Here is a 23,032-nt window from a genome sequence, read left to right as displayed (position 1 = left end):
GCCCCCGCTCGAAGGCTCCGCGCAGCCCCCGCCGCGCCCTCGTTCGACGCGCCCGGCCCGCCCCCGGCGCGGCACCATGGGAACATGACCCAGTCGTCCCGCGCACAGGCCCACGACCAGCCGCACGGCGACCACAGCAGCCGCAACGGCCGCAACGGCCACGGCGACCGCTTCGGCGAGGCGTACGGCAACCCGCAGCCGTCGGTCGGGGCCATCGCCGCGCACCGGCCCCTCGCGGTGGCCTCCCCGGCCGCCTCGCCCGGCCTGGAGCCCGACCTGGACGCCGACCTCGGCCCGTACGAGCACGGTGGCGGTTACGGTCACGACGCGTACGGCCACGGACCGTCCTACGCCCCCGGCCGCGACGGCGACGACGACCCCTACGGCGACGGGCCGCTCCCGCAGGGCCGCTTCCTGGACCGCGAGCGCAGCTGGCTGGCCTTCAACGAACGCGTCCTGGAGCTGGCCGAGGACCCGGCGACGCCCCTGCTGGAGCGGGCGAACTTCCTCGCGATCTTCGCGAGCAACCTGGACGAGTTCTTCATGGTCCGCGTGGCCGGCCTCAAGCGCCGCATCGCCACCGGCGTCGCCACCCGCTCCGCGTCGGGCCTGCAGCCCCGCGAGGTGCTGGAGCTGATCTGGACGCGCTCCCGCGAGCTCATGGCCCGGCACGCCGCCTGCTACCAGCAGGACGTCGCCCCCGCGCTGGCCGAGGAGGGCATCCACCTCATCCGCTGGCACGAGCTGACCGACAAGGAGCAGGGGCGGCTCTTCACCCTCTTCCGGCAGCAGATCTTCCCCGTGCTGACCCCGCTCGCCGTCGACCCCGCGCACCCGTTCCCGTACATCTCGGGGCTCTCCCTCAACCTCGCCGTCGTCGTCCGCAACCCCGTCAGCGGGCACGACCACTTCGCGCGGGTGAAGGTCCCGCCGATCCTCTCCCGCTTCCTGGAGGCGTCCCCGCAGCGCTACGTCCCCCTGGAGGACGTCATCGCCGCGCACCTCGAAGAGCTCTTCCCCGGCATGGAGGTGCTCGCGCACCACATGTTCCGCGTGACGCGCAACGAGGACCTGGAGGTCGAGGAGGACGACGCGGAGAACCTGCTGCAGGCGCTGGAGAAGGAGCTCATGCGCCGCCGCTTCGGCCCGCCGGTGCGGCTGGAGGTCGAGGAGACCATCGACCCGTACGTGCTCGACCTGCTGGTCCGCGAACTGAAGATCTCCGACGCCGAGGTCTACCCGCTGCCCGGCCCGCTCGACCTCACCGCGCTCTTCCGCATCGCCGCCCTCGACCGGCCCGAGCTCAAGTACCCCAAGTTCGTGGCCGGCACGCACCGTGACCTCGCCGAGGTCGAGTCCGCGTCCGCGCCCGACATCTTCGCCGCCCTGCGCGAGCGCGACGTCCTGCTGCACCACCCGTACGACTCGTTCTCCACCTCCGTGCAGGCCTTCCTGGAGCAGGCGGCGACCGACCCCGACGTCCTCGCCATCAAGCAGACCCTCTACCGCACCTCCGGCGAGGACTCGCCCATCGTCGACGCCCTGATAGACGCGGCCGAGTCCGGCAAGCAGGTGCTCGTCCTCGTCGAGATCAAGGCGCGCTTCGACGAGCAGGCCAACATCAAGTGGGCGCGCAAGCTGGAGGAGGCGGGCTGCCACGTCGTCTACGGGCTGGTCGGCCTCAAGACGCACTGCAAGCTCTCCCTGGTGGTCCGCCAGGAGGGCGACACCCTGCGCCGCTACTCGCACGTCGGCACCGGCAACTACCACCCCAAGACCGCGCGCCTGTACGAGGACCTCGGGCTGCTCACCGCCGACCCGCAGGTCGGCGCCGACCTCTCCGACCTCTTCAACCGGCTCTCCGGCTACTCGCGCCGCGAGACCTACCGGCGGCTGCTCGTCGCCCCCAGATCCCTGCGCGACGGGCTCGTCGCCCGGATCGCCAAGGAGGTCGCCCACCACCGCGCCGGACGGCCCGCGTCCATCCGCATCAAGGTCAACTCGATGGTCGACGAGACGGTCATCGACGCGCTCTACCACGCCGCCCGCGCCGGGGTCCCGGTCGACGTGTGGGTGCGCGGCATCTGCGCGCTACGGCCCGGCGTCCCCGGGCTCTCCGAGAACATCCGCGTCCGCAGCGTCCTCGGCCGCTTCCTGGAGCACTCGCGGGTCTTCGCCTTCGGCAACGGCGGCGAGCCCGAGGTGTGGCTCGGCAGCGCCGACATGATGCACCGCAACCTCGACCGGCGCATCGAGACCCTCGTGCGCGTCACCGACCCCGCGCACCGGGCCTCCCTCAGCCGGCTCCTGGAAACGGGCATGTCCGACTCCACCGCCTCCTGGCACCTCGGCCCGGACGGCGGCTGGACGCGGCACGCCACCGACGCCGACGGGCAGCCGCTGCGCAACGTCCAGGAGATGCTCATAGACGCCCGGAGGCGCCGGCGTGGCTCAGCGACCCCATGACCCGGCAGGTACGGACACCACGCTTACGGATGCGCTCACCGGCGCGCTCGCGGATTCACGCGCGGACCCACTCGCCGACCCACTCGCCGACCCACTCTCGGACGCGCTCACGGACACTGCCGGGGGGCAGGAAACGATGACGACGAAGTACCCGGCCGTGCGCGCCGCCGCCGGCCCGGCCGGCCCGCTCGGCACGCCCGGGCAGCCCGGCAAGTCCGGCCCGCCCGGCACGGCCACCGCCGGCGACGTCCTGGCCGACTACCTGCAGGCCCAGGCCGTCGAGTTCCTGCGCAGCCTGCGCCTGCACGGCGAGAGCGGCGCCGATGCCGACGAGGCGGGGGAGGCGGCGCGCCTGCTGCGCCGCTCCGCCCGGCGCATCGCCGGGGTCCTGTACGTCTACCGCCCGCTGACCGACACCGACTGGACCGACCAGCTCCGCACGGAGCTCGTGTGGCTGTCGGACGTGCTGGGGCGGGAGCACGCCTACGCGGCGCGGCTCGCCCGGCTGCGGGGGGCGCTGCACCGGCTCTCCGGAGCCGACGCCGGGGGCGGGAACGGCGGCTGCCCGACCGTCGGGGCGGCCCGCGCCGGGGCCCTGCTGGAACGCCGGCTGACGCTCGCCCGGACGCGCGCCCACTCCGCGGCGCTCCAGGCCCTCGGCACCTCCCGCTTCCACGCCGTCGCCGACGCCGCCGCCCTGCTCGCCTCCGAAGTGCCCCTCGACCCCGGCGCGAGCGGCCTCCTCGCCCGCCAGGCCCTGCCCCGCCTCGCCGAACAGGCGCACCGGCGGCTGGCCGAGGCGGCGGAGGCCCTGCCGCTGGCCGCCGCCGGGCACCCGTACAACGCCGAGGCGCTCACCCACGGCCTCGCCGCCACCGCGGGCCCCGACGGCCCGCCCGCCGAAGGCCGCCAGGACGCGCCCTGGCACCAGGTGCGGCGGCTCGTACGGCTGCGGCGCTACGCCCAGGAGGTGCTCGACGAACACGAGCAGACCGAGGTCGAGCCGTCCCTGTCCGTACGCCTCCTCGGCGCCGGGCAGGCCCTGGACCGCCACCGCGACGCCGCGGAGGCCGCCGCCGACGCCGCCGCGGCCGCCCGCACCCCGCGCATCGCCCCCGCCACCGCCTACGCCCTCGGCGTCCTCCACGCCGACCAGCGCCACGAGGTCGAGGCGGCGCGCTTCGCGTTCGGCCGGATCTGGCAGCGGGTGACGGCGGGGGCCCCGTGACGGCGGAGGCGCCGCTGCTCGCGGCGGGCTGCGTGCTGTGGCGGCGGGGGCGGGGCGGGACGCTGGAGATCGCCCTGGTCCACAGGCCGAAGTACGACGACTGGTCGCATCCCAAGGGCAAGCTCAGGCGGGGCGAGGACGCCCTGTGGGGCGCGGTGCGCGAGGTCCGTGAGGAGACGGGCATGGAGTGCGAGCCCGGCGGGGCGCTGCCCACCGCCCGGTACGCCGTCGCGGGGCGCCCGAAGGTGGTCCGCTACTGGGCGGCCCGCGCCACGCAGGGCACCTTCGTGCCGAACAGCGAGGTGGACCGGGTGGTGTGGCTGCCGCCGCGGGAGGCCAGGGAACGCCTGACGGAAGAGCGGGACAGGGAGCTGGTGGACGCCCTGCTGGCGATGATCAGCCCGCCGGAGCCAGGGCTTCCCACCGCAAGGTGACCTCGCCCTGGCGCCAGCGCCGGGGGCCGTCCGTCACGGGCCAGTCCGCCCGCAGGGACGTGACCGTACGGACCCACCGCTGACGCGCGCCGAGGGAGGCGTACGGCGCGGCCGCGGCCCACGCCCGGTCGAAGTCGCGCAGGAACGCGTGCACCGGCTCGCCCGGCACATTGCGGTGAATGAGCGCCTTCGGCAGGCGTTCGGCCAGGTCGGAAGGGGTGACCAGGGAGCCCAGGCGGGTGGCGAAGGTGACCGTCCGCGGGCCTTCCGGGCCGAGCGCGACCCACACGTGCCGGCGCCCGATCTCGTCGCACGTGCCCTCCACGAGCAGCCCGTCCGGCGCCAGGCGCGCGCACAGCCGGGCCCAGACCGCGGCGACCTCGGCCTCGTCGTACTGGCGCAGCACGTTCGCGGCGCGGATGAGCGCCGGCCGCCGGCCGCCGTCGAGCGGCACTTCGAAGCCGCCGTGCCGGAAGGACAGCCCCTCGCGCGCGTACGGCCCGGCCGCGGCGACGCGCGCGGGCTCGATCTCGACCCCCACGACCTCGGCGTCCGCCCGCACGGTGCGCAGCCGCGCGAGCAGCTCGACCGCCGTCCACGGCGCGGCGCCGTAGCCCAGGTCGACGGCGACGGGGTCGGCGCTGCGGATCAGCGCGGGCCCGTGGGCGTCGGCGATCCAGCGGTCCATGCGGCGCAACCGGTTCGGGTTCGTCGTACCCCGGGTCACCGCACCGACGGGACGGCTGGGCGGTGGAGGGGTGCGAGGAGCCATGCCATCGAGCGTAAGCGCTGATCAGCGCGGTCCGTGCCGCGCGGGGGAGGGGCGGGGAGAGGCCTGGGTCACTCCGGGGCGAGCGCTGGGTCACTGTTTGGCAAAGCGGAAATGCGACTCCGTACCCGCGACGTTGCACCGTTGAAAAGGTGACGCACGCCCCCACCCACACCTCACGCTGACGGAGGACACGCACGGTGAGCCAGTACGCATCCAGGCTCGGCGCCCGCCGCGGCCGCGCGCTCGGCACCCTCGCGGGCAGCCCCCTCCGGCGCCTCGGCACCCCCCGCCGGCCCCGCCGCATCGCGATGCTCAGCGTTCACACCTCGCCGCTCCACCAGCCCGGGACCGGCGACGCGGGCGGCATGAACGTGTACATCGTGGAGCTGGCCAAACGGCTCGCCGCGATCAACATCGAGGTCGAGATCTTCACCCGCGCCACCACCGCCGCCCTCCCCCCGGCCGTCGAGCTGGCCCCCGGCGTGCTGGTGCGCCACATCGACGCCGGCCCGTACGAGGGACTGGCCAAGGAGGAGCTGCCCGCGCAGCTGTGCGCCTTCACGCACGGCGTGATGCAGGCCTGGGCCGGCCACCGCCCCGGCCACTACGACCTCGTCCACTCCCACTACTGGCTCTCCGGCCACGTCGGCTGGCTCGCCGCCGAGCGCTGGGGCGTCCCCCTCGTCCACGCCATGCACACCATGGCCAAGGTCAAGAACGCCGCGCTCGCCGCCGGCGACACCCCCGAGCCGGACACGCGTGTCATCGGCGAGACCCAGATCGTGCGCGCCGCCGACCGGCTGATCGCCAACACCGACGGCGAGGCCCGCGAGCTCGTCCACCACTACGACGCCGACCCCGGCAAGGTCGCCGTCGTCCACCCCGGCGTCAACCTCGACCGCTTCACCCCCGGCGACTCCCGCGCCGCGGCCCGCGAGCGGCTCGGCCTGCCCGCCGACGCCCTCGTCCCCCTCTTCGCGGGCCGCATCCAGCCGCTCAAGGCCCCCGACATCCTGCTGCGCGCCGTCGCCGTGCTCCTCGACCGGCGGCCCGAGCTGCGCACCCGCATCGTGGTGCCGGTCGTCGGCGGACCCAGCGGCAGCGGCCTCGCCAAGCCCGAGGGGCTGCAGAAGCTCGCCGCCCGCCTCGGCATCGCCGACGTCGTCCGCTTCCGCCCGCCGGTCGGCCAGGAACAGCTCGCCGACTGGTACCGGGCCGCGTCCGTGCTGGTCATGCCCTCGTACAGCGAGTCCTTCGGCCTGGTCGCCGCCGAGGCCCAGGCCTGCGCCACGCCCGTGGTCGCGGCGGCCGTCGGCGGCCTGCCCGTGGCCGTGCGCGACGGCGAGAGCGGCTTCCTCGTCGACGGGCACGACCCGGCCGACTACGCCGCCGCGCTGGGCCGCTTCGCCGACGACCCCTCCCTCGCGGAGCGGATGGGCGCCGCGGCCGCCCGCCACGCGCGGCACTTCGGCTGGGGCACGGCCGCGGCCGCCACCGCCGAGGTGTACACCGAGGCGATCACCGAGCGGCGGCGTCGCCTACGCTCGTCGCATGGCTGACGCGAAAACGGTTCTCGAACAGACGTTCACCGAGGCCGGGCTGGAGTGGGAGAGCCCGGCCGACGGCACCTACGTGGTCAAGCTGCCGGGCACCCGCAAGCTGTCCACGACCGTGTCCCTGGTCGTCGGCAAGCACTCGCTGTCCGTCAACGCCTTCGTCGTGCGCCGGCCCGACGAGAACCACGAGGCGGTGCACCGCTGGCTGCTGGAGCGCAACACCCGGCTCTACGGACTGGGTTACGCGCTCGACCGGCTGGGCGACGTCTACCTCGTCGGCCGGCTGCCGCTGGCGGCCGTGACCCCGGACGAGGTCGACCGCCTCCTCGGCACGGTCCTGGAGCACGCCGACGGCAGCTTCAACACCCTGCTGGAAATGGGCTTCGCGAGCGCCATCCGCAAGGAGTACGCGTGGCGCACCTCGCGCGGCGAGTCCACACGGAACCTGGAGGCGTTCGCCCGCCTGACGGGCGATCAGGCGGACGGCGAGGGTGAGGGCGACCGCAAGGGCGAGGACGGACCCGCCGGACCGTAACGGCGCAACCGCAAGACGCTCCTTCGGACGGCCCGGGGGCCGGGCGCCGGAAGATCCTTCCGCCGCAGCGGCGGTTCACCACGACGGCGCAGCCCGGCGGTGCCGGACCGCACCGCCTTCCGGCGGCCCGGGGGCCCTCCGGGCCCGGCGGCCCTGGCGCCTTCCGGGTGCCGGAAGTTCCTTCCGCCGCAGCGGCGGTTCACCACGACGGCGCAGCCCGGCGGTGCCGGACCGCACCGTGGGCCCGGTGACGGCCTACGCCGGTGCCCCCGCCCGGTCCGCGGCCGAAGGCCGTGCATCCGCAGGCTCTTCCGGAGCCGGAGCCGGAGCCGGAGCCGGAGCCGGAGCGGCCTCCGCCGCACCCTCCGTCGAGAGACCCGCCGCCGGAACCCGCCGCATCAGCAGCCAGTACCCGGCGGCCGTCACCGTACCGACCACGGCGCACCCCGCCCACAGCGCATCCGCGCCGAACCGGTCGATGACCGTACCGCCCGCCACGGGCGCGACCAGCGACGCCGCCGCCCACGACAGGGTGTACATGCCCTGGTAGCGGCCGCGGCCGTGCGTGGGGGAGAGCCGGGCGACCAGGCCCATCTGGATGGGCGAGTTGATGATTTCCGCGAGCGTCCACACGCACACCGTCAGCATGTAGACCGCGAGCGAGCCGGCGAAGGCGGTGAGCCCGAAGCCGTAGCCGCCGAGGAGGGCCGCGAGGACCAGCAGCAGGCGCGGGTCGCGGTGCTCCAGAAAGCGGGTGACGGGGATCTGCACAGCCACGATCAGGACGCCGTTGACGGCGATGGCCACGCCGTAGTCCCTGGTGGAGTACCCGCCGTCCGCCATCGCCACCGGCAGGGCCACCTGCGACTGCAGGAACACCACGGCGAGGAGGAAGGACAGGCCGACGACGGCCATGAAGCGCCCGTCGCGCAGCACGGTGCCCATGCTGACCGTCGGCTCGTCGCCCTTGGCCGCGGCCCCGCCCGCGTCCGGCCGCGACTCGGGCAGCTTGACGAAGACCAGGATCGCGCACGCCAGCGTCATGACGGCCTCGCCCAGGAAGCCGATCAGATAGCTGTACTCGGCGACGAAGCCCGCCGCGACCGAGGAGATCGCGAAGCCCAGGTTGATCGCCCAGTAGTTCAGGGCGAAGGCCCGGACCCGGTCCTCGGGCGCCACGATGTCCGCCATCATCGCCTGCACCGCCGGCCGCGAGGCGTTGCTCGCCATGCCGACCAGGAACGCGACGACCGAGATCGCCACGGGGTCGGTCATGAAGCCCAGCACCGCCACGGACACCGCGGTGGAGGTCTGCGCGATCAGCAGCGTGGGGCGGCGTCCCAGCCGGTCGGTCATCACCCCGGCGCCGATCGAGGAGATGACGCTGCCGAGGCCGAGCAGGGCGCCGACGAGCCCCGCGAACGAGGCCGAGTGCCCCTGGTCGGCCGTGAGGAACATGGCCAGGAAGATGGAGACGAAGGCCCCCAGCCGGTTGACGAGAGTGGAGGCCCACAGCCACCAGAACGCCCGGGGCAGGCCCGAGACACTCTCCTTCGCGGCTCGTCTGACGCTCGCGACGGACATTCCGGATCCCCCCGATGTGTAAGTGTCGAACTCAGTAGGCGCAACTTACACACAGCGGTGGCCCGCAAACCATCGGATTGCCGCCGGTCGTCAATCGACGCCCTCCCGGGCAGCGCGCACGGGACCGCCCACGCGGTCGATTACGCTCATGGGCATGGCCGACGCACCGTACAAGCTGATCCTCCTCCGCCACGGCGAGAGCGAGTGGAATGCGAAGAATCTGTTCACCGGCTGGGTGGACGTCAACCTGAACGAGAAGGGCGAGAAGGAGGCGGTCCGGGGCGGCGAGCTGCTCAAGGACGCCGGCCTGCTCCCCGATGTGGTCCACACCTCCCTGCAGAAGCGCGCCATCCGCACCGCGCAGCTCGCCCTGGAGGCCGCCGACCGCCACTGGATTCCGGTTCACCGCTCCTGGCGGCTGAACGAGCGCCACTACGGCGCCCTCCAGGGCAAGGACAAGGCCCAGACCCTGGCCGAGTTCGGCGAGGAGCAGTTCATGCTCTGGCGCCGCTCCTACGACACCCCGCCGCCCGCCCTCGAGGACGGCACCGAGTTCTCCCAGAGCGAGGACCCGCGCTACGCCTCCATCCCGACGGAGCTGCGCCCGCGCACCGAGTGCCTCAAGGACGTCGTCGTCCGCATGCTGCCGTACTGGTACGACGGCATCGTGCCGGACCTGCTGGCCGGCCGTACGGTCCTGGTCGCCGCGCACGGCAACTCCCTCCGCGCGCTGGTCAAGCACCTCGACGGCATCTCCGACGCCGACATCGCGGGCCTGAACATCCCCACCGGCATCCCGCTCGCCTACGAGCTCGACGCCGACTTCCGCCCGGTCAAGCCCGGCGGCACCTACCTCGACCCGGAGGCCGCCAAGGCCGCCATCGAGGCCGTGAAGAACCAGGGCAAGAAGAAGTAAGCAGCCGCGAGCAGCACCGCTGCAGCCCCCCGTCGGCGCGAAAGCGCTGGTGGGGGGCTTCTTGCTGTGGCGAACGGGTCATGCGGTCACCGAATGGAGCAAGTTGACCACGGTGCGGATGCGACCCCCGGGTCTTCAGGTGAGCCTCAAAGCAAGGAGGTAACACCATGCATTCAATCCGCTCCGCCATATGCGGTGCAGCCACCGTCGTCGCCGTCGTCGCGGCTCCCGTCGCCCCCGCCTACGCCTTCGGGGGCAGCATCGCCCCGACCATCGGCGAGGCGGCCGGCGCGGTCCCCAACACGGACGGCCCCGGCCACGGCCGTCACGACAACCGTGAGGACTGCGACGACGACCACGGTCGCCACGACCATGACGGCCGCCACGACCACGACGGCCGTCACGACCACGACGGCTGGGGCGGTCACCACGACCACGACGGCTGGAGTGACCACGACCACGGTTGGGGCCACGACCACCACGGCGACCACCACGGTGACCACCACGGCGATCACCACGGCGATCACCACGGCGATCACCACGGCGATCACCACGGCGATCACGACCACGGCCGGGGTGACCACCACGGTGACCACGACCACGGCCGGGGTGACCACCACGGTGACCACGACCACGGTCGCGGCGACCACCACGGCGATCACGACCACGGCCGGGGTGACCACCACGGTGACCACGACCACGGGCGTGGCGATCACCACGGCGACCACCACGGTGACCACGACCACGGCCGGGGCGACCACGGGCGTGGCGACCACGACCACGGCCGTCCGCACCACTCCTCCCACGCGGGCGGTGGCGCCACGGCGCTCGCGTCCTCCACGGAGTCGACGGCTGCCGAAGCCCCGGTCCTCATCCTGGCCGGTACCGCGACCGCAGGTCTCATCGGCGGCATGATCTGGTACCGCCGCCGCGCCGCCGGCGCCGTCAAGCAGTGACGGGGAGCGAACGGGCGTCATGTCAGAAGCGCGCGCAGGTGGCCGGAAACGCAACCGCCTGCTGACGAGGGTGGCCTGGGCAGCACTGCTGCTCGCCCTGTGCCTGGCCGGTGGCGGCGGTGCCGCCGACGAGCCGGAAACCCAGGCAACGGGCCGTGGCGGCGTCGCCGCCAAGAGCCACCCCCGAGCGCACGGTCTGCCCCCGGCACACGAACCGTTGCCGGGGGCGGGCCCCCAGTCCCTGGAGATCAAGATCCTGGGGCTCAAGGCCCCCGTCGAGAGCCACGGCCTCGACAAACTGGGGGGCGTCGAACTGCCCCCGTACGAACGGGCCCACGCCGTCTCCTGGTACAAGGACGGCCCCACGCCCGGCAGTCTCGGCCCTTCCGTCATCGTCGGCCACGTCGACACGGAGAAGGCCCCGGCCGTCTTCGCCGGGCTCAGCGTTCTCAAACGCGGCGCGAAGATCCACGTGAACCGGGCGGACGGCACCGTCGCCGAGTTCACCGTCGAGGACATCACCGTCGTCCCCAACGAACCCTTCGACGCCGACAAGGTCTACGGGCCGCTCGACACCGACCGCGCCGAGCTCCGCCTGATCACCTGCGGCGGCGAGTACGACCGCAAGAAACACCTCTACAGCGCCAACATCGTCGTCACCTCGTACCTGACCGGCGTGACGCAGGCCCGGCAGCCGCAGCAGCCGAAGCAGTCGCAGTCGCCGGCCCCCGCGCAGCAGCCCGCTCCGGCGACACCCCCGGCACCGCCGTCACCGGCGGCCCCGGTGACCCCGGCCCCCTCCGGCACGGGCGGCGGCGACGCCGACGAGGACGACGCCGAGTACGAAGAAGAGTGACCGCACCGTGAGAGGACCCCCGGCCGGAGCACCGGCCGGGGGTCCTTCCCGTGAGTGACGTGCGGGGTGCGGGGCGGCTAGCTGCAGCCGCCGCCGCACTGGCACGAGCCGCCGGACTGGCATCCGCAGGAGCAGCCGGGGCCGCAGGTGCAGCCTGCCTGAGTGCGTGCGGGAGGGGTCTGGGTCATGTGCGGGTACCTCCTCGAAGGGTGGTTGCCTGCCCCCAGTCAAGAACCGCCCGATGCGTCCGTCAATGCCCCTCGCGTACGCATGTACGGGCGCATCGAGGGCGCGTAGGAGCACGCGGAGCGGGCCGCACGCCCTCTTGCACGCGCCCCCGCCCCTCACCCCCGGGGCGTGCCCCGGCTCAGGCGTCCGCGTCCCCGCCCGCGCGGCCGTCCGCCTGCGTCAGCTCGTCCGCGTGCTCGCCGGTGACCAGGTAGACCACCCGCTTCGCGACCGAGACCGCGTGGTCGGCGAACCGCTCGTAGTAGCGGCCCAGCAGCGTCACGTCGACCGCGGTCTCGATGCCGTGCTTCCAGCGGTCGTCCATCAGGTGCTGGAAGAGCGCCCGGTGCAGCAGGTCCATCGCGTCGTCGTCCTGCTCCAGCTGGAGCGCGAGATCGACGTCCTTGGTGATGATCACCTCGCCGGCCTTGGCCATCAGCCGCTGCGCCAGCTGCCCCATCTCCAGGATCGTGGCGTGCAGGTCGCGCGGCACCGCCGTGTCCGGGAAGCGCAGCCGCGCCAGCTTGGCGACGTGCTGGGCGAGATCGCCGGAGCGCTCCAGGTCGGCACTCATGCGCAGCGAGGTGACCACGATCCGCAGATCCGTGGCGACCGGCTGCTGGCGCGCGAGCAGCGCGACGGCCCGCTCCTCCAGGTCCCGCTGGAGGTCGTCCACCTTGGCGTCCGCCGCGATCACGGACTCCGCGAGCTTGAGGTCCGCGTCCAGGATCGCCGTGGTGGCGCGCCCGATCGCGGACCCGACGAGCCGGGCCATCTCCACCAGGCCCTCGCCGATCGAATCCAGCTCCTCGTGGTACGCGTCCCGCATTGCCTGACCTTCTCTCTGCCGAGTGAAACAGTGGACCGCTGCCGTGTGGCCGCCCACACTCCCACGTTCCGGCCGGAACGCGACGGCCGCGGCGCCCCGGAGTGAACCGGTACCGACGCCCAGGTGAACTCTCGGCAACGTGTGTTCGAGGCGGCACCCATTTGGCTGTGGATGGGGCGCGGCGCCCGCATAACCTGGACTCATGAACGTGGACGCGGCCCTCGCCGCAGCGGCAGCGCTCGCCGGACTGTGCACCGGCGTGATCGCCATGCTCGCGTTCCGCTGGAGCGAGCGCGACCAGGCCCGCCCCACCCGCAGCTCCCTGCACACCGACGCCGTGCTCCCGCCCGGCGTCGACACCGTCCTGTCGGTCCTGCGCTCCTCGGCCGTCGTCCTGGACGAGGCCGACGCCGTCGTCAAGGCCAGCTCCGCCGCCTACGCCCTCGGGCTCGTGCGCGGCGGGAAGCTGTCGGTCGAGCCCATGCTGCAGATGGCCCGCGACACCCGCCGCGACGGCGAGATACGCCAGGTCGAGCTCGATCTCCCCAGGCGCGGCACCGGTCGCGGCGAGGCCCTCGCGGTCTCCGCGCGCGTCGCCCCGCTCGGCTCCCGCCTGGTCCTGCTGCTGGTGGAGGACCTCACCGAGGCCCGCCGCATCGAGGCCGTCCGCCGCGACTTCGTCGCCAACGTCAGCCACGAGCTCAAGACGCCGGTCGGCGCCCTGTCCCTGCTCTCCGAGGCCGTCATGGACGCCGCGGAGGACCCCGAGGCCGTCAACCGCTTCGCGGGCCGCATGCAGATCGAGGCCACCCGGCTCACCAACCTCGTCCAGGAGCTCATCGACCTCTCCCGGGTGCAGAACGACGACCCGCTGGAGGACGCCGAGCCCGTCCGCGTGGACGAGCTCGTCGCCGAGGCCATCGACCGCTGCCGCCACCAGGCCGGCACCAAGCAGATCACCATGGCCTCGGGGGGCACCGCCGACCTGCACGTCTGGGGCAACCGCGGCCAGCTCGCCGCCGCCCTCGGCAACCTCGTCGAGAACGCCGTCAACTACAGCCCCGCCCGGACCCGCGTCGGCATCGCCGCCCGGCACATCACGGCGCCCGGCGGCGACCTGATCGAGATCGCCGTCACCGACCAGGGCATCGGCATCTCCGAGAAGGACCGCGAGCGGATCTTCGAGCGCTTCTACCGCGTGGACCCGGCGCGCTCGCGCGCCACCGGCGGCACCGGCCTCGGCCTCGCCATCGTCAAGCACGTGGCCGCCTCGCACGGCGGGGAGGTCACGGTCTGGAGCGCCGAGGGCCAGGGCTCGACGTTCACCCTGCGGCTCCCCGAGGCGGGCGCGGTCCGTGACCGCGACCGCAGCCCCCACCATCCCGTTGTCGAACACCTGCGCGCCCCGGAGGTTCTTCCGTGACCCGAGTGCTCGTCGTAGAGGACGAGGAGTCCTTCAGCGACGCGTTGTCCTACATGTTGCGCAAGGAAGGGTTCGAGGTCGCGGTCGCGGCCACCGGGCCCGACGGGCTGGACGAGTTCGAGCGCAACGGCGCCGACCTCGTCCTGCTCGACCTGATGCTGCCCGGCCTGCCCGGCACGGAGGTCTGCCGGCAGCTGCGCGGCCGCTCCAACGTCCCGGTCATCATGGTGACCGCCAAGGACAGCGAGATCGACAAGGTCGTCGGCCTGGAAATAGGAGCCGACGACTACGTCACCAAGCCCTTCTCCTCCCGCGAGCTCGTGGCCCGCATCAGAGCGGTGCTGCGCCGGCGCGGCGAGCCGGAGGAGGTGACCCCGGCCGCCCTGGAGGCCGGCCCGGTCCGCATGGACGTCGACCGGCACGTCGTGACGGTCTCCGGCGCCAAGGTCGACCTTCCGCTGAAGGAGTTCGACCTCCTGGAGATGCTGCTGCGCAACGCGGGCCGCGTGCTCACCCGCATGCAGCTGATCGACCGCGTCTGGGGCGCGGACTACGTCGGCGACACCAAGACCCTCGACGTCCACGTCAAGCGCCTGCGCGCCAAGATCGAACCGGACCCGGGCGCGCCGCGTTACCTGGTCACGGTCCGGGGCCTGGGCTACAAGTTCGAGCCGTAAGCCGTTTCACCCGTACGAGCGAAGGGCCCGGAAGCGTGACGCTTCCGGGCCCTCGTCGTGTCCGTGGTGCGGCCGGGCCGCGCGCGGCTCAGTGACCGGCGTGCTGCTGACCGCTCTGGGAGGCCTGGCCGGTGCCCGGCGAGGCAGCGGCGCCGCTGGGCTTGCCGGCCGCGCCGGCCGGAGCACCGGACGGCGCGCCCGACGGGGCCGTGGAGGGCTCGCCCGGCTCACCGCTCGGCTTCGCGCCGCCCGGCTTCGCCGCCGGCGTCGGCGCGGCCTCGGAGGGGCCCCAGTCCTTGAAGTAGCTCGTCGCGGGGACGACGAAGGCGCCGATGCGCACCTCGCCCGTCTCGCTGAAGTCGAACGACAGCTTCTGCTGCTCGCCGTCCTTCAGGGCCTCGCGCCCGTCCGGCAGGACCGCCGCGGCGTTGCCCTTGCCGCCGAGGAGCACCGAGCCGCCCGCGGGCACGACCAGGTCGCCGGAGCCCTTGGCCGGGGTCAGCTTGACCTTGGCGCCGTTCTTGCCGGTCAGGGTGATCCCGCGGAGCGTCTGGTCCTCGCGGCCGTTGTTGAAGACCTGGCCGGTGATCACGGCGGGGCCCTTGGCGTTGCGGTCGGGCTGCGTGATCACGTTCATGTTCTGCAGCTTGATGTCGCCGACCGAGGTGGCGGCGTTGTCCGGCTTCACCTCGAGCGTCTGCGCGCTGTTGCCCGCCGCGCAGGCGGAGAGCGAGGCGATCGAGAGCACGAGGACGGTAGCGGCGAGAGCGCCGCGTCGAAGGCTGCTGCTCACGGCGGCGGCATCTCCTTGGACGAGGTATCGAGGTATCGACGAGGTAAGAGGTGTGTCAGCGCGCTTAGGTTACCGACCCCCTCGGAGGGCCCCGCACCCGACCCGCCCCCATGGTCAACTTCGTCCCTGTCCGGCCCACGGCCGAATATCGCCCTCGCGCCCCCGCGGGGATGTCCCGCGGGCGCCGGTGCGGATTATCGGTGCGGAATGCGCGGGCGTGTGGAACGCCTTCCTGAATTGATCAAGTTCGCGGTGATCAATTCCCGATTCCGGTCGCCGAAGGCGACCCCCGCCCCGAACGGAGTAGCGGAAGTCAGCCGAGCGGACCCCGGCAAAACGGGACGTTCGACCGCTCGCGAGTGCCTCTCCACGCGTGTAACGTGCCCGTTTCGCCTTGCCCGGAGAACCGCTCCCACCTGCGAATACCCGCTTCCGGAACCCTGCCGCAGCACGACGCGGTTGCTGTTGTCAAGCCCTGAGATATGCCCTGACCTGCGAAAACGCCATTCAGAACGGGGAGTTCCCGTGTTAGACTGGATAGCCACGGAAGGGGTACCTGTCACATGACGTTCAAGGTTGGCGACACCGTGGTCTATCCCCATCACGGGGCCGCGCTGATCGAGGCCATCGAAACTCGCCAGATCAAAGGCGTGGACAAGACCTACTTGGTGCTGAAGGTCGCCCAGGGTGACCTGACGGTTCGGGTGCCGGCGGACAATGCGGAGTTCGTCGGTGTGCGCGATGTGGTCGGCCAGGATGGGCTGGACCGGGTCTTCGAGGTGCTCCGCGCACCCTATGCGGAAGAGCCGACGAACTGGTCCCGTCGCTACAAGGCAAATCTCGAGAAGCTCGCGTCCGGTGACGTGATCAAGGTCGCCGAGGTCGTTCGCGACCTCTGGCGCCGTGAGCGCGAGCGCGGCCTGTCCGCCGGTGAGAAGCGCATGCTGGCCAAGGCGCGGCAGATCCTGGTGAGCGAGCTCGCCCTCGCGGAGAACACCAACGAGGACAAGGCCGAGGCCCTGCTCGACGAGGTCCTCGCGTCCTGACGCGAATGCCGGACACACCACAGGTGCCGGACGTAAAGAAGTGCCGCGGTGCCCGCGCGGTGACGCAAGTCACCCGCCGGGCGCTGCGGCATCTCTCGTTCCGGTGGCGCCGGTGACCGGGGACACCGGCGCGCGCGCCGTACGTACTCGGTGTGCCGGGCCCGGGCAGCCGGCCCGACCAGCTGTCACGGAAGGGGCTGGTCGGGGCTTGCCCGGCACTCCCCCCGCTCTCCGAGCAGGGGGTACCCCCAGGCCATACCCAAACCGGCCGAGGAAGCAAACCTGAACGTGAACGCAATGTCTGATCGAGCCCCTGCCGTCACTCCTGCGCGCACCGCCGCGGTGATCCCCGCGGCCGGCCGGGGCGTCCGGCTCGGCCCGGGTGCCCCCAAGGCCCTGCGCGCCCTCGGCGGCACGCCCATGCTCGTCCACGCCGTCCGGGCGATGGCCGCCTCCCGCGCCGTCTCCCTCGTCGTCGTGGTCGCCCCGCCGGACGGCGCCCCCGAGGTCCGCGCCCTCCTCGACGACCACCCGCTCACCGGCCACGACCGCGCCGAGATCCTCGTCGTCCCCGGCGGCGAGAGCCGCCAGGAGTCCGTGCGCCTGGGCCTCGCGGCCCTCCCGGCCGACGTCTCCACGGTCCTCGTGCACGACGCCGCGCGGCCCCTGGTGCCCGTCGACACGGTCGACGCCGTGATCGCCGCGGTGCGCGAGGGGGCCCCCGCCGTCGTCCCGGCCCTGCCGGTCGCCGACACCGTCAAGCAGGTGGGGCCCCGCACGGGCGCGGCCGAAGGCGAGCCCGAGCTCGTCACCGGCACCCCCGAGCGGTCCCTGCTGCGCGCCGTGCAGACCCCCCAGGGCTTCGACCGGCGCACCCTGGACGCCGCCCACGAGAAGTTCGCCGCCCAGGAGGGCGAGGGCGCCACGGACGACGCCGGCATGGTCGAGCGCCTCGGCGCCCCCGTCGTCCTCGTGCCCGGCCACGAGGAGGCCTTCAAGGTGACCCGCCCGCTGGACCTCGTCCTCGCCGAGGCCGTACTCGCCCGCAGGAGGGCCAACGATGGCTTCTGACCGGATCCCCGCCCTGCCCCAGGTGGGCATCGGCACCGACACCCACGCCTTCGAAGAGGGCCGCGAGCTGTGGTGCGGCGGGCTGCTGTGGCCCGGCGAGACCGGCCTCGCCGGCCACTCCGACGCCGACGTCGTCGCCCACGCCGCCTGCAACGCCCTCTTCTCCGCCGCCGGCCTCGGCGACCTCGGCGCGCACTTCGGCACCGGCCGCCCCGAGTGGGCCGGCGCCTCCGGCGTCACGCTGCTGACCGAGGCCGCCCGCATCGTCCGCGAGGCCGGCTTCCTCATCGGCAACGTCGCCGTCCAGGTCGTCGGCGTCCGCCCCCGGATCGGCAAGCGCCGCGAGGAGGCCCAGAAGGTCCTCTCGGAGGCCGTCGGCGCGCCGGTGACGGTCTCCGGCGCCACGACGGACGGCCTGGGCTTCCCCGGCCGCGCCGAGGGCCTCACGGCGGTGGCGACGGCCCTGGTGGTCCGCGCCGACGCCTACTAGGCCGCCCCCGCGGGAGCGCGCGCGGTCAGATGGACCCCACGACCTTCCGCGGCGTGACCCGTACGACGACCCTCTCGGCGTCGTCCTTCGCCGCCGGGTTGAAGTCCGCGTAGTCCTTGCCCGTGTACTTCCGCGAGAGCTCGTTGATCAGCTCCTGGCCGCCCTCGGTGGTGAGGTCCGCCGTGCCGCGCACCTCGGCGTAGGTGTACGGGGCGTTGTGCGGGTTGATCATCACCGTGACGCGCGGGTCCCGGCGCAGGTTCTGTTCCTTGCGCCGCCCGACGGTCGTGGAGATCAGCAGGTCGTCGCCGTCGCGCGAGAGCCACGTGACCGTGAGCTGGGGGCTGCCGTCGGGCTGGATCGTCGCGACCGTCGCGAAGACGGGGGAGTCGTCGAGGAGCTTCTTCAGGTCGTCGGAGAGCGTGGCGGCCACGGCGTGTTCCTTCCCTGGGGGAGCGTGCGCGTGCGCGGTCGCGCCCACCGTATGCCGCACGCGCGGAAAACGGGCGCGTACAAGCCGGGACAAGCCGGAACGCGCCCGTGGTGGCCCAGTGAGCCGTCCGCGCCCCCGTCAGACCCCGTCCGGCCGGCCCGCGCCCACGCGGTCGGCCGCCGCCTGCTCGTACGGGCCCGTCTCGTACGCCCGCAGCCGCTGCGCCACGCCGCCCGCGCCCTCGCGGACCTCCTCGCGCCCGGCGTGCTGCTCGGGCACGGCCGACGGCACGGCCGCCCCGGCGGGCGCCCCGGCGCCCTTGGCGCCGTGCACCGCGCCCATCGGGCGGGGCGAGTGCCGGCGCACCTCGTCCATGCTGGAGCGCATCACCTTGCGCAGCCAGGAGCTCAGCGGCTTCTCCACGAACTTGTGCATCAGCCACGCCGCGGCGAGCATCACCAGGATCAGGCCGGCGACCAGCAGGGGCCTGGGGACGCGGTCGCGCAGGCCGTAGATGACCGTCATGCCGATGTACTGGTGGAGCAGGTACAGCGGGTAGGTGAGCGCGCCCGCCGTGGACAGCCAGCGCCACTGGATCCGGTTGAACGCGCCGCACGCGATCAGCCCCATCAGCACGAAGGCGACGAGGACGATCACCCGGGCGGGCCAGGCGGGGATGTTGTGCGTGGTGTTGTCCGCGACGCGCCGCGCGATGTGGTGCTCGGCGAGGAGCAGGGACAGCGCGACGAGGCCCCACAGCAGCGCGGTGGGGCGGTAGCGGTACATGAGGTAGAAAGCGATGCCCGCGACGAAGTACGGCTCGTAGAGCGGCATCGCCCACTGGTCGAGGACCTTGATGTCCGCCTGGACCGAGGCCATCGCGACGACCGTCCACAGCGCGCAGAAGAGCACGCACTTGCGGTACGTCACGCCCGTGGCCACGACGGCCGCGAAGAGTACGTAGAACTTCAGCTCGATGAAGAGCGTCCAGTAGACGCCGTCGACATCCCAGACCCCGAGCCCCGTCTGGAGCATGGTCAGGTTCGTGAGGACGTCGTTGAAGCCGCCGTTGAGCTGCCGCACCTGCGGCCACAGCGTGATGACGGCCGCGGTCAGGAGGATCCCGACCCAGTAGGCGGGGTAGACCCGCGACACCCGGGAGATCACGAAGTCGCCCAGCGAGCGGCCCCACGTGCTCATGCAGATCACGAAGCCGCTGATGAGGAAGAAGATCTCGACGCCGAGCCAGCCGTACTGGGCGAACTTCCACGCGTTGGGGAAGATGTGCTCGGGGTCCTCGCCCCAGCCGCCGCGCAGTGCCACGTAGTGGAAGAAGACGACCATGAGGGCCGCGAGCAGGCGCAGCCCGTCCAGGACGTAGAGCCTGGGAGCGGCGGTCCGCTGTCCGGCTGCCAGGCCGCCATCGAGATTGCCTCGTCTGGCGAAACGCATGTCGTCCTCTCCATCGGCTCAGGTCGGCTCATCCTACGCAGGGCCGTCCGCGCGCATGCTGACACAAGGACCCCCCGGCCCGCCGTGACAGTTATCTCCTGTCTCTGCCGTAATTCCAACCCCTGCCTTGGAACGTCTCCGGGGTGATCTTGTGACGATCTTGTGGACGGCCCGCCGCCGGATCCGCCGCCGGGTCCGCTATCCGGCCCGGATCTCCGCGGCCGCCCGCCGCAGCCCGCGCCGCAGCGCCCCGGCCAGCGGCCGCTCCACCAGGCGGTGCACCAGCCACGCGGTCAGCAGCATGCCGGCGAGCAGGGCGGGCAGCAGGACGGCCGGGGGCACGTCACCGGCCGCCCGGCGGATGACCAGCCAGCCGACGCGCTCGTGGATCAGATAGAGGGGATAGGTGAGCGCCCCGGCGGCGGTCAGCCAGGGGTGGTCCAGGCGGCGCGTCCGGCCGAGCGCGACCGCCGCCACGGCGAGGAAGAACAGCGCGAGGAGCACCGCGGTCGGCCAGTGGGGCACGCGGTGGCCCATGTACCCCTCGGCCCGGGTGTGGGCCGCCACCAGGTCGTGCTGGGCGACGAGGAAGCACGCGGCGACGATCAGCCACAGCACGAGGTTGGGGCGGTAGCGGTGCATGAGGTAGAAGGCGATGCCCGCGATGAAATACCAGCAGTTCTCCGGCATCAGCACCTGGTCGAGCACGGGCTCGTCCGCCGCCGCCGCGACGGCCGCCGCGAAGCCCCACACCACGCAGAAGCCCACCGCCCGCGCGTACGTCAGCCCCTTCCCGGCGACGACGAGCGCGAAGAGCAGGTAGAAGCGCATCTCGACCCACAGCGTCCAGTACACGCCGTCGACGGCGTCCACCCCGAGGGGGGACTGGAGCATGGTCAGGTTGACGGCGATGTCGCGCGCGCGGGGGGTTTCGTCCGGGGACGGCCACAAACGGACGACGAGGGCGACGGCGAGTACCGAGAACCAGTACGCGGGGAAGAGCCGGGTGACGCGCGAGGCGGCGAACCGGCCGACCCCCCTGCCCCAGCAGCTCATGCAGATCACGAAGCCGCTGATGAGGAAGAACAGCTGCACGCCCAGCCAGCCGTAGGACGCCGGCAGGTGGGCGGTGGGGAAGACCGCCGCCGGCGGGCCGTCCCAGGCGCCGCTGCCGAAGGCCACGTAGTGGTACGCCACCACCATCAGCGCCGCGAGCAGCCGCAGGCCGTCCAGCGCGGCCAGCCGGGCGCGCCCGCCGCTGCCGTCCGGGCCCCCGGGGGACTCGGGGGGCTCCGCGTGCTCCTGCTGTACCGGCAGAGTGGGGTGCAACGCCCCTCCAGGTGAGGAAGGTGAGGCAGTGCCGGGGAAGCTATCACGCATATCTGTTGTTTTTTGGCATTAGCCTCATAAAGGACAATCTGTGCCGTCCTGTCATGGAACCCCTCAGTCCGCCCGTTAGGGGGCCCGATTGCCGGGGGCACTGCCGAACGCCCACTACTCTGGTTGCGTGACCATTCGCCTGTACGACACCAGCGCCCGGCAGATCCGCGACTTCTCCCCGCTCACTGAGGGCTGCGTCTCGATCTACCTGTGTGGCGCGACCGTGCAGGCCGCTCCGCACATCGGCCACATCCGCTCGGGTCTGAACTTCGACATCCTGCGCCGCTGGTTCGCCTACCGCGGCTACGACGTGACCTTCGTCCGCAACGTCACGGACATCGACGACAAGATCATCAACAAGGCCGCCGACCAGGGCCGCCCCTGGTGGTCCATCGGCTACGAGAACGAGCGCGCCTTCAACGACGGCTACGCGGCCCTGGGCTGCCTGCCGCCCACCGTCGAGCCCCGCGCCACCGGCCACGTCACCGAGATGGTCGAGATGATGCGCGGCCTCATCGAGCGCGGCCACGCCTACGAGGCCGACGGCAACGTCTACTTCGACGTCCGCTCCTTCCCGGGCTACCTGCAGCTGTCCAACCAGGAGCTGGACAACCTCCTGCAGCCCTCCGGCGAGGGCGAGACCGGCAAGCGCGACTCCCGCGACTTCGCCATGTGGAAGGCCGCCAAGCCCGGCGAGCCCTCCTGGGAGACCCCCTGGGGCCGTGGCCGCCCCGGCTGGCACCTGGAGTGCTCGGCCATGGCCCACAAGTACCTCGGCGAGGCCTTCGACATCCACGGCGGCGGCCTCGACCTGATCTTCCCCCACCACGAGAACGAGATCGCCCAGGCCAAGGCCTTCGGCGACGACTTCGCCTCGTACTGGGTGCACAACGCCTGGGTCACCATGAGCGGCGAGAAGATGTCGAAGTCGCTCGGCAACTCCGTCCTCGTCTCCGAGATGGTCAAGCACTGGCGCCCCATCGTCCTGCGCTACTACCTCGGCACCCCGCACTACCGCTCGATGATCGAGTACAGCGAGGAGGCCCTGCGCGAGGCCGAGGCCGCGTTCGCGCGGATCGAGGGCTTCATGCAGCGCGCTACCGAGCTGGCCGGCGAGCCCGTCGCGCCCGCCGCCGAGGTCCCGCCCGCCTTCGCCGAGGCCATGGACGACGACCTGGGCGTCCCGCAGGCCCTCGCGATCGTGCACACCACCGTCCGCCAGGGCAACTCCGCCCTGACCGCGGACGACAAGGAATCGGCCGTCGCCCGCCTGGCCGAGGTCCGCGCCATGCTCGGCGTCCTCGGCCTCGACCCGCTGGACGAGCAGTGGGCCGGTGCCTCCGTCGGCCGCGGCGACGACCTCCACGGCGTCGTGGACTCCCTCGTCCGCCTCGTCCTCGACCAGCGGCAGGCCGCCCGCGGCCGCAAGGACTGGGCCGCCGCCGACGCCATCCGCGACCAGCTCCAGCACGCGGGCCTCGCCATCGAGGACACCCCGTCCGGACCGCGCTGGTCGCTGTCCTGAGGGACACTTTTCGTACGTACGTAGTAGGCAACCGCCGGGCGCAGTCCGGCGCAGCCGTCCTAAGCCCCGTGAGGCCCGCCAGGGCCGAGCGGCGCGGGGGCGGCAGAGAAACAGAAGTCAGGTGACCCCATGGCCGGCAACAGCCAGCGCAGGAACCGCCGCACGTCCAACAAGAAGGGCGCGACGGTCGGCAGCGGCGGCCAGCGGCGCCGAGGCCTGGAGGGCAAGGGCCCGACCCCGCCCGCGTCCATGCGCAAGGGACACAAGAAGAACCGTGTCGCGAACGCCCAGGCCAAGCAGGCGGCCCGCCGCCCGTACGCCCGTCGCCCGCGCCACCAACATGACGCGGATGCTGGAGTCGTACCAGAAGGAAGGTCTGATG

General features: G+C 72.7%; 21 protein-coding genes and 1 pseudogene. 14 read left to right on the top strand and 8 right to left on the bottom strand.

All coding sequences use genetic code 11. The annotated features are described in order from the left end of the window. Window positions 1-84 precede the first annotated feature (84 nt). From ACSNOG_RS23460 to ACSNOG_RS23450, 3 genes are all read left to right on the top strand, one after another. Window positions 85-2,466: an RNA degradosome polyphosphate kinase gene (locus tag ACSNOG_RS23460; RefSeq protein ID WP_436754674.1), complete on the top strand. Its 2,382-nt coding sequence runs from the start codon at window positions 85-87 to the stop codon at window positions 2,464-2,466. 136 nt (window positions 2,467-2,602) lie between these two features. Further along, the gene (locus tag ACSNOG_RS23455; RefSeq protein WP_436754673.1) at window positions 2,603-3,694 is read left to right on the top strand and encodes a CHAD domain-containing protein; all 1,092 of its coding nucleotides are present in this window, start codon (window positions 2,603-2,605) and stop codon (window positions 3,692-3,694) included. Further along, the gene (locus tag ACSNOG_RS23450) at window positions 3,691-4,128 is read left to right on the top strand and encodes an NUDIX hydrolase (RefSeq protein WP_436754672.1); all 438 of its coding nucleotides are present in this window, start codon (window positions 3,691-3,693) and stop codon (window positions 4,126-4,128) included. Before ACSNOG_RS23455 ends, ACSNOG_RS23450 begins: the two co-directional genes overlap by 4 nt. Here ACSNOG_RS23450 and ACSNOG_RS23445 read toward each other — a convergent pair. Further along, on the bottom strand, window positions 4,091-4,900 hold the full coding sequence (locus ACSNOG_RS23445) for a class I SAM-dependent methyltransferase (protein ID WP_436754671.1): 810 nt from the start codon (window positions 4,898-4,900) through the stop codon (window positions 4,091-4,093). The genes ACSNOG_RS23450 and ACSNOG_RS23445 overlap by 38 nt on opposite strands. 197 nt (window positions 4,901-5,097) lie before the next feature. Between ACSNOG_RS23445 and mshA the strand changes: the two genes are divergently transcribed. Together mshA and ACSNOG_RS23435 are read left to right on the top strand one after the other, a co-directional pair. Further along, window positions 5,098-6,459, top strand: a complete 1,362-nt coding sequence (gene mshA, locus ACSNOG_RS23440; RefSeq protein WP_436754670.1) for a D-inositol-3-phosphate glycosyltransferase — start codon at window positions 5,098-5,100, stop codon at window positions 6,457-6,459. Continuing rightward, on the top strand, window positions 6,452-6,991 hold the full coding sequence (locus tag ACSNOG_RS23435) for a YbjN domain-containing protein (protein WP_436754669.1): 540 nt from the start codon (window positions 6,452-6,454) through the stop codon (window positions 6,989-6,991). The genes mshA and ACSNOG_RS23435 overlap by 8 nt, the downstream gene beginning before the upstream one ends. Before the next feature lie 255 nt (window positions 6,992-7,246). Here the strand turns inward: ACSNOG_RS23435 and ACSNOG_RS23430 are convergent, their stop codons facing one another. Continuing rightward, on the bottom strand, window positions 7,247-8,575 hold the full coding sequence (locus tag ACSNOG_RS23430; RefSeq protein ID WP_436754668.1) for an MDR family MFS transporter: 1,329 nt from the start codon (window positions 8,573-8,575) through the stop codon (window positions 7,247-7,249). A 154-nt stretch (window positions 8,576-8,729) separates the two neighbouring features. Between ACSNOG_RS23430 and ACSNOG_RS23425 the strand changes: the two genes are divergently transcribed. Beyond that, on the top strand, window positions 8,730-9,491 hold the full coding sequence (locus tag ACSNOG_RS23425; RefSeq protein WP_030367176.1) for a phosphoglyceromutase: 762 nt from the start codon (window positions 8,730-8,732) through the stop codon (window positions 9,489-9,491). 173 nt (window positions 9,492-9,664) lie between these two features. On the opposite strand, the gene ACSNOG_RS23420 is transcribed toward ACSNOG_RS23425, so the two are convergent. Next, entirely contained in the window at window positions 9,665-10,285 is a 621-nt protein-coding gene (locus ACSNOG_RS23420; RefSeq protein ID WP_436754667.1) for a hypothetical protein, read from the bottom strand. 181 nt (window positions 10,286-10,466) lie between these two features. Here ACSNOG_RS23420 and ACSNOG_RS23415 point away from each other — a divergent pair, with 181 nt between their 5' ends. Beyond that, a complete protein-coding gene (locus ACSNOG_RS23415; RefSeq protein ID WP_436754666.1) occupies window positions 10,467-11,303 on the top strand; it encodes a class F sortase in 837 nt (278 codons plus the stop codon). A gap of 367 nt (window positions 11,304-11,670) precedes the next feature. Here the strand turns inward: ACSNOG_RS23415 and phoU are convergent, their stop codons facing one another. Beyond that, window positions 11,671-12,360 (bottom strand): phosphate signaling complex protein PhoU, encoded by a 690-nt coding sequence (phoU, locus tag ACSNOG_RS23410; RefSeq protein WP_436754665.1) that lies wholly within the window; start codon window positions 12,358-12,360, stop codon window positions 11,671-11,673. Window positions 12,361-12,562: 202 nt separating this feature from the next. Here phoU and ACSNOG_RS23405 point away from each other — a divergent pair, with 202 nt between their 5' ends. Beyond that, window positions 12,563-13,783, top strand: a complete 1,221-nt coding sequence (locus tag ACSNOG_RS23405; RefSeq protein WP_436754664.1) for a sensor histidine kinase — start codon at window positions 12,563-12,565, stop codon at window positions 13,781-13,783. Next, window positions 13,780-14,460, top strand: a complete 681-nt coding sequence (locus tag ACSNOG_RS23400) for a response regulator transcription factor (RefSeq protein WP_031183999.1) — start codon at window positions 13,780-13,782, stop codon at window positions 14,458-14,460. The genes ACSNOG_RS23405 and ACSNOG_RS23400 overlap by 4 nt, the downstream gene beginning before the upstream one ends. An 88-nt stretch (window positions 14,461-14,548) precedes the next feature. Here the strand turns inward: ACSNOG_RS23400 and ACSNOG_RS23395 are convergent, their stop codons facing one another. Further along, on the bottom strand, window positions 14,549-15,253 hold the full coding sequence (locus ACSNOG_RS23395; protein WP_436754663.1) for a DUF461 domain-containing protein: 705 nt from the start codon (window positions 15,251-15,253) through the stop codon (window positions 14,549-14,551). Window positions 15,254-15,816: 563 nt separating this feature from the next. On the opposite strand from ACSNOG_RS23395, the gene ACSNOG_RS23390 reads away from it, so the two are divergent. From ACSNOG_RS23390 to ispF, 3 genes are all read left to right on the top strand, one after another. Next, the gene (locus tag ACSNOG_RS23390) at window positions 15,817-16,299 is read left to right on the top strand and encodes a CarD family transcriptional regulator (protein ID WP_003953493.1); all 483 of its coding nucleotides are present in this window, start codon (window positions 15,817-15,819) and stop codon (window positions 16,297-16,299) included. 297 nt (window positions 16,300-16,596) lie between these two features. Beyond that, entirely contained in the window at window positions 16,597-17,370 is a 774-nt protein-coding gene (ispD, locus tag ACSNOG_RS23385) for a 2-C-methyl-D-erythritol 4-phosphate cytidylyltransferase (RefSeq protein WP_436754662.1), read from the top strand. After that, entirely contained in the window at window positions 17,360-17,860 is a 501-nt protein-coding gene (gene ispF, locus ACSNOG_RS23380) for a 2-C-methyl-D-erythritol 2,4-cyclodiphosphate synthase (RefSeq protein WP_436754661.1), read from the top strand. Before ispD ends, ispF begins: the two co-directional genes overlap by 11 nt. A 25-nt stretch (window positions 17,861-17,885) precedes the next feature. On the opposite strand, the gene ACSNOG_RS23375 is transcribed toward ispF, so the two are convergent. From ACSNOG_RS23375 to ACSNOG_RS23365, 3 genes are all read right to left on the bottom strand, one after another. Beyond that, entirely contained in the window at window positions 17,886-18,293 is a 408-nt protein-coding gene (locus tag ACSNOG_RS23375; protein WP_436754660.1) for a PPOX class F420-dependent oxidoreductase, read from the bottom strand. 138 nt (window positions 18,294-18,431) lie between these two features. Further along, complete coding sequence (locus ACSNOG_RS23370; RefSeq protein WP_436754659.1) at window positions 18,432-19,745, bottom strand: acyltransferase family protein; 1,314 nt, start codon at window positions 19,743-19,745, stop codon at window positions 18,432-18,434. A gap of 198 nt (window positions 19,746-19,943) precedes the next feature. Further along, window positions 19,944-21,074 carry an acyltransferase family protein gene (locus ACSNOG_RS23365; protein WP_436754658.1) on the bottom strand — a complete coding sequence of 377 codons (1,131 nt, stop codon included), beginning with the start codon at window positions 21,072-21,074 and terminating at the stop codon, window positions 19,944-19,946. Between the two features lie 178 nt (window positions 21,075-21,252). On the opposite strand from ACSNOG_RS23365, the gene cysS reads away from it, so the two are divergent. Further along, window positions 21,253-22,650, top strand: a complete 1,398-nt coding sequence (gene cysS, locus ACSNOG_RS23360) for a cysteine--tRNA ligase (RefSeq protein ID WP_436754657.1) — start codon at window positions 21,253-21,255, stop codon at window positions 22,648-22,650. A gap of 129 nt (window positions 22,651-22,779) precedes the next feature. Further along, window positions 22,780-23,032: pseudogene (locus ACSNOG_RS23355) on the top strand (hypothetical protein); the annotation flags it as partial.

The organism is Streptomyces sp. URMC 124 (assembly GCF_051386455.1).
Lineage (GTDB): Bacteria > Actinomycetota > Actinomycetes > Streptomycetales > Streptomycetaceae > Streptomyces.
This window is presented reverse-complemented; position numbering and strand designations above follow the sequence as displayed.

Coding starts and splice junctions, on each gene's coding strand:
- ACSNOG_RS23425 (WP_030367176.1), top strand. CDS start 8,730: ATGGCCGACGCACCGTACAAGCTGATCCTCCTCCGCCACGGCGAGAGC.
- ACSNOG_RS23390 (WP_003953493.1), top strand. CDS start 15,817: ATGACGTTCAAGGTTGGCGACACCGTGGTCTATCCCCATCACGGGGCC.
- phoU (WP_436754665.1), bottom strand. CDS start 12,360: ATGCGGGACGCGTACCACGAGGAGCTGGATTCGATCGGCGAGGGCCTG.
- ACSNOG_RS23435 (WP_436754669.1), top strand. CDS start 6,452: ATGGCTGACGCGAAAACGGTTCTCGAACAGACGTTCACCGAGGCCGGG.
- ACSNOG_RS23415 (WP_436754666.1), top strand. CDS start 10,467: ATGTCAGAAGCGCGCGCAGGTGGCCGGAAACGCAACCGCCTGCTGACG.
- ACSNOG_RS23455 (WP_436754673.1), top strand. CDS start 2,603: ATGACGACGAAGTACCCGGCCGTGCGCGCCGCCGCCGGCCCGGCCGGC.
- ACSNOG_RS23445 (WP_436754671.1), bottom strand. CDS start 4,900: ATGGCTCCTCGCACCCCTCCACCGCCCAGCCGTCCCGTCGGTGCGGTG.
- ispD (WP_436754662.1), top strand. CDS start 16,597: ATGTCTGATCGAGCCCCTGCCGTCACTCCTGCGCGCACCGCCGCGGTG.
- ACSNOG_RS23430 (WP_436754668.1), bottom strand. CDS start 8,575: ATGTCCGTCGCGAGCGTCAGACGAGCCGCGAAGGAGAGTGTCTCGGGC.
- ACSNOG_RS23460 (WP_436754674.1), top strand. CDS start 85: ATGACCCAGTCGTCCCGCGCACAGGCCCACGACCAGCCGCACGGCGAC.
- ACSNOG_RS23405 (WP_436754664.1), top strand. CDS start 12,563: ATGAACGTGGACGCGGCCCTCGCCGCAGCGGCAGCGCTCGCCGGACTG.
- ACSNOG_RS23370 (WP_436754659.1), bottom strand. CDS start 19,745: ATGCGTTTCGCCAGACGAGGCAATCTCGATGGCGGCCTGGCAGCCGGA.
- ispF (WP_436754661.1), top strand. CDS start 17,360: ATGGCTTCTGACCGGATCCCCGCCCTGCCCCAGGTGGGCATCGGCACC.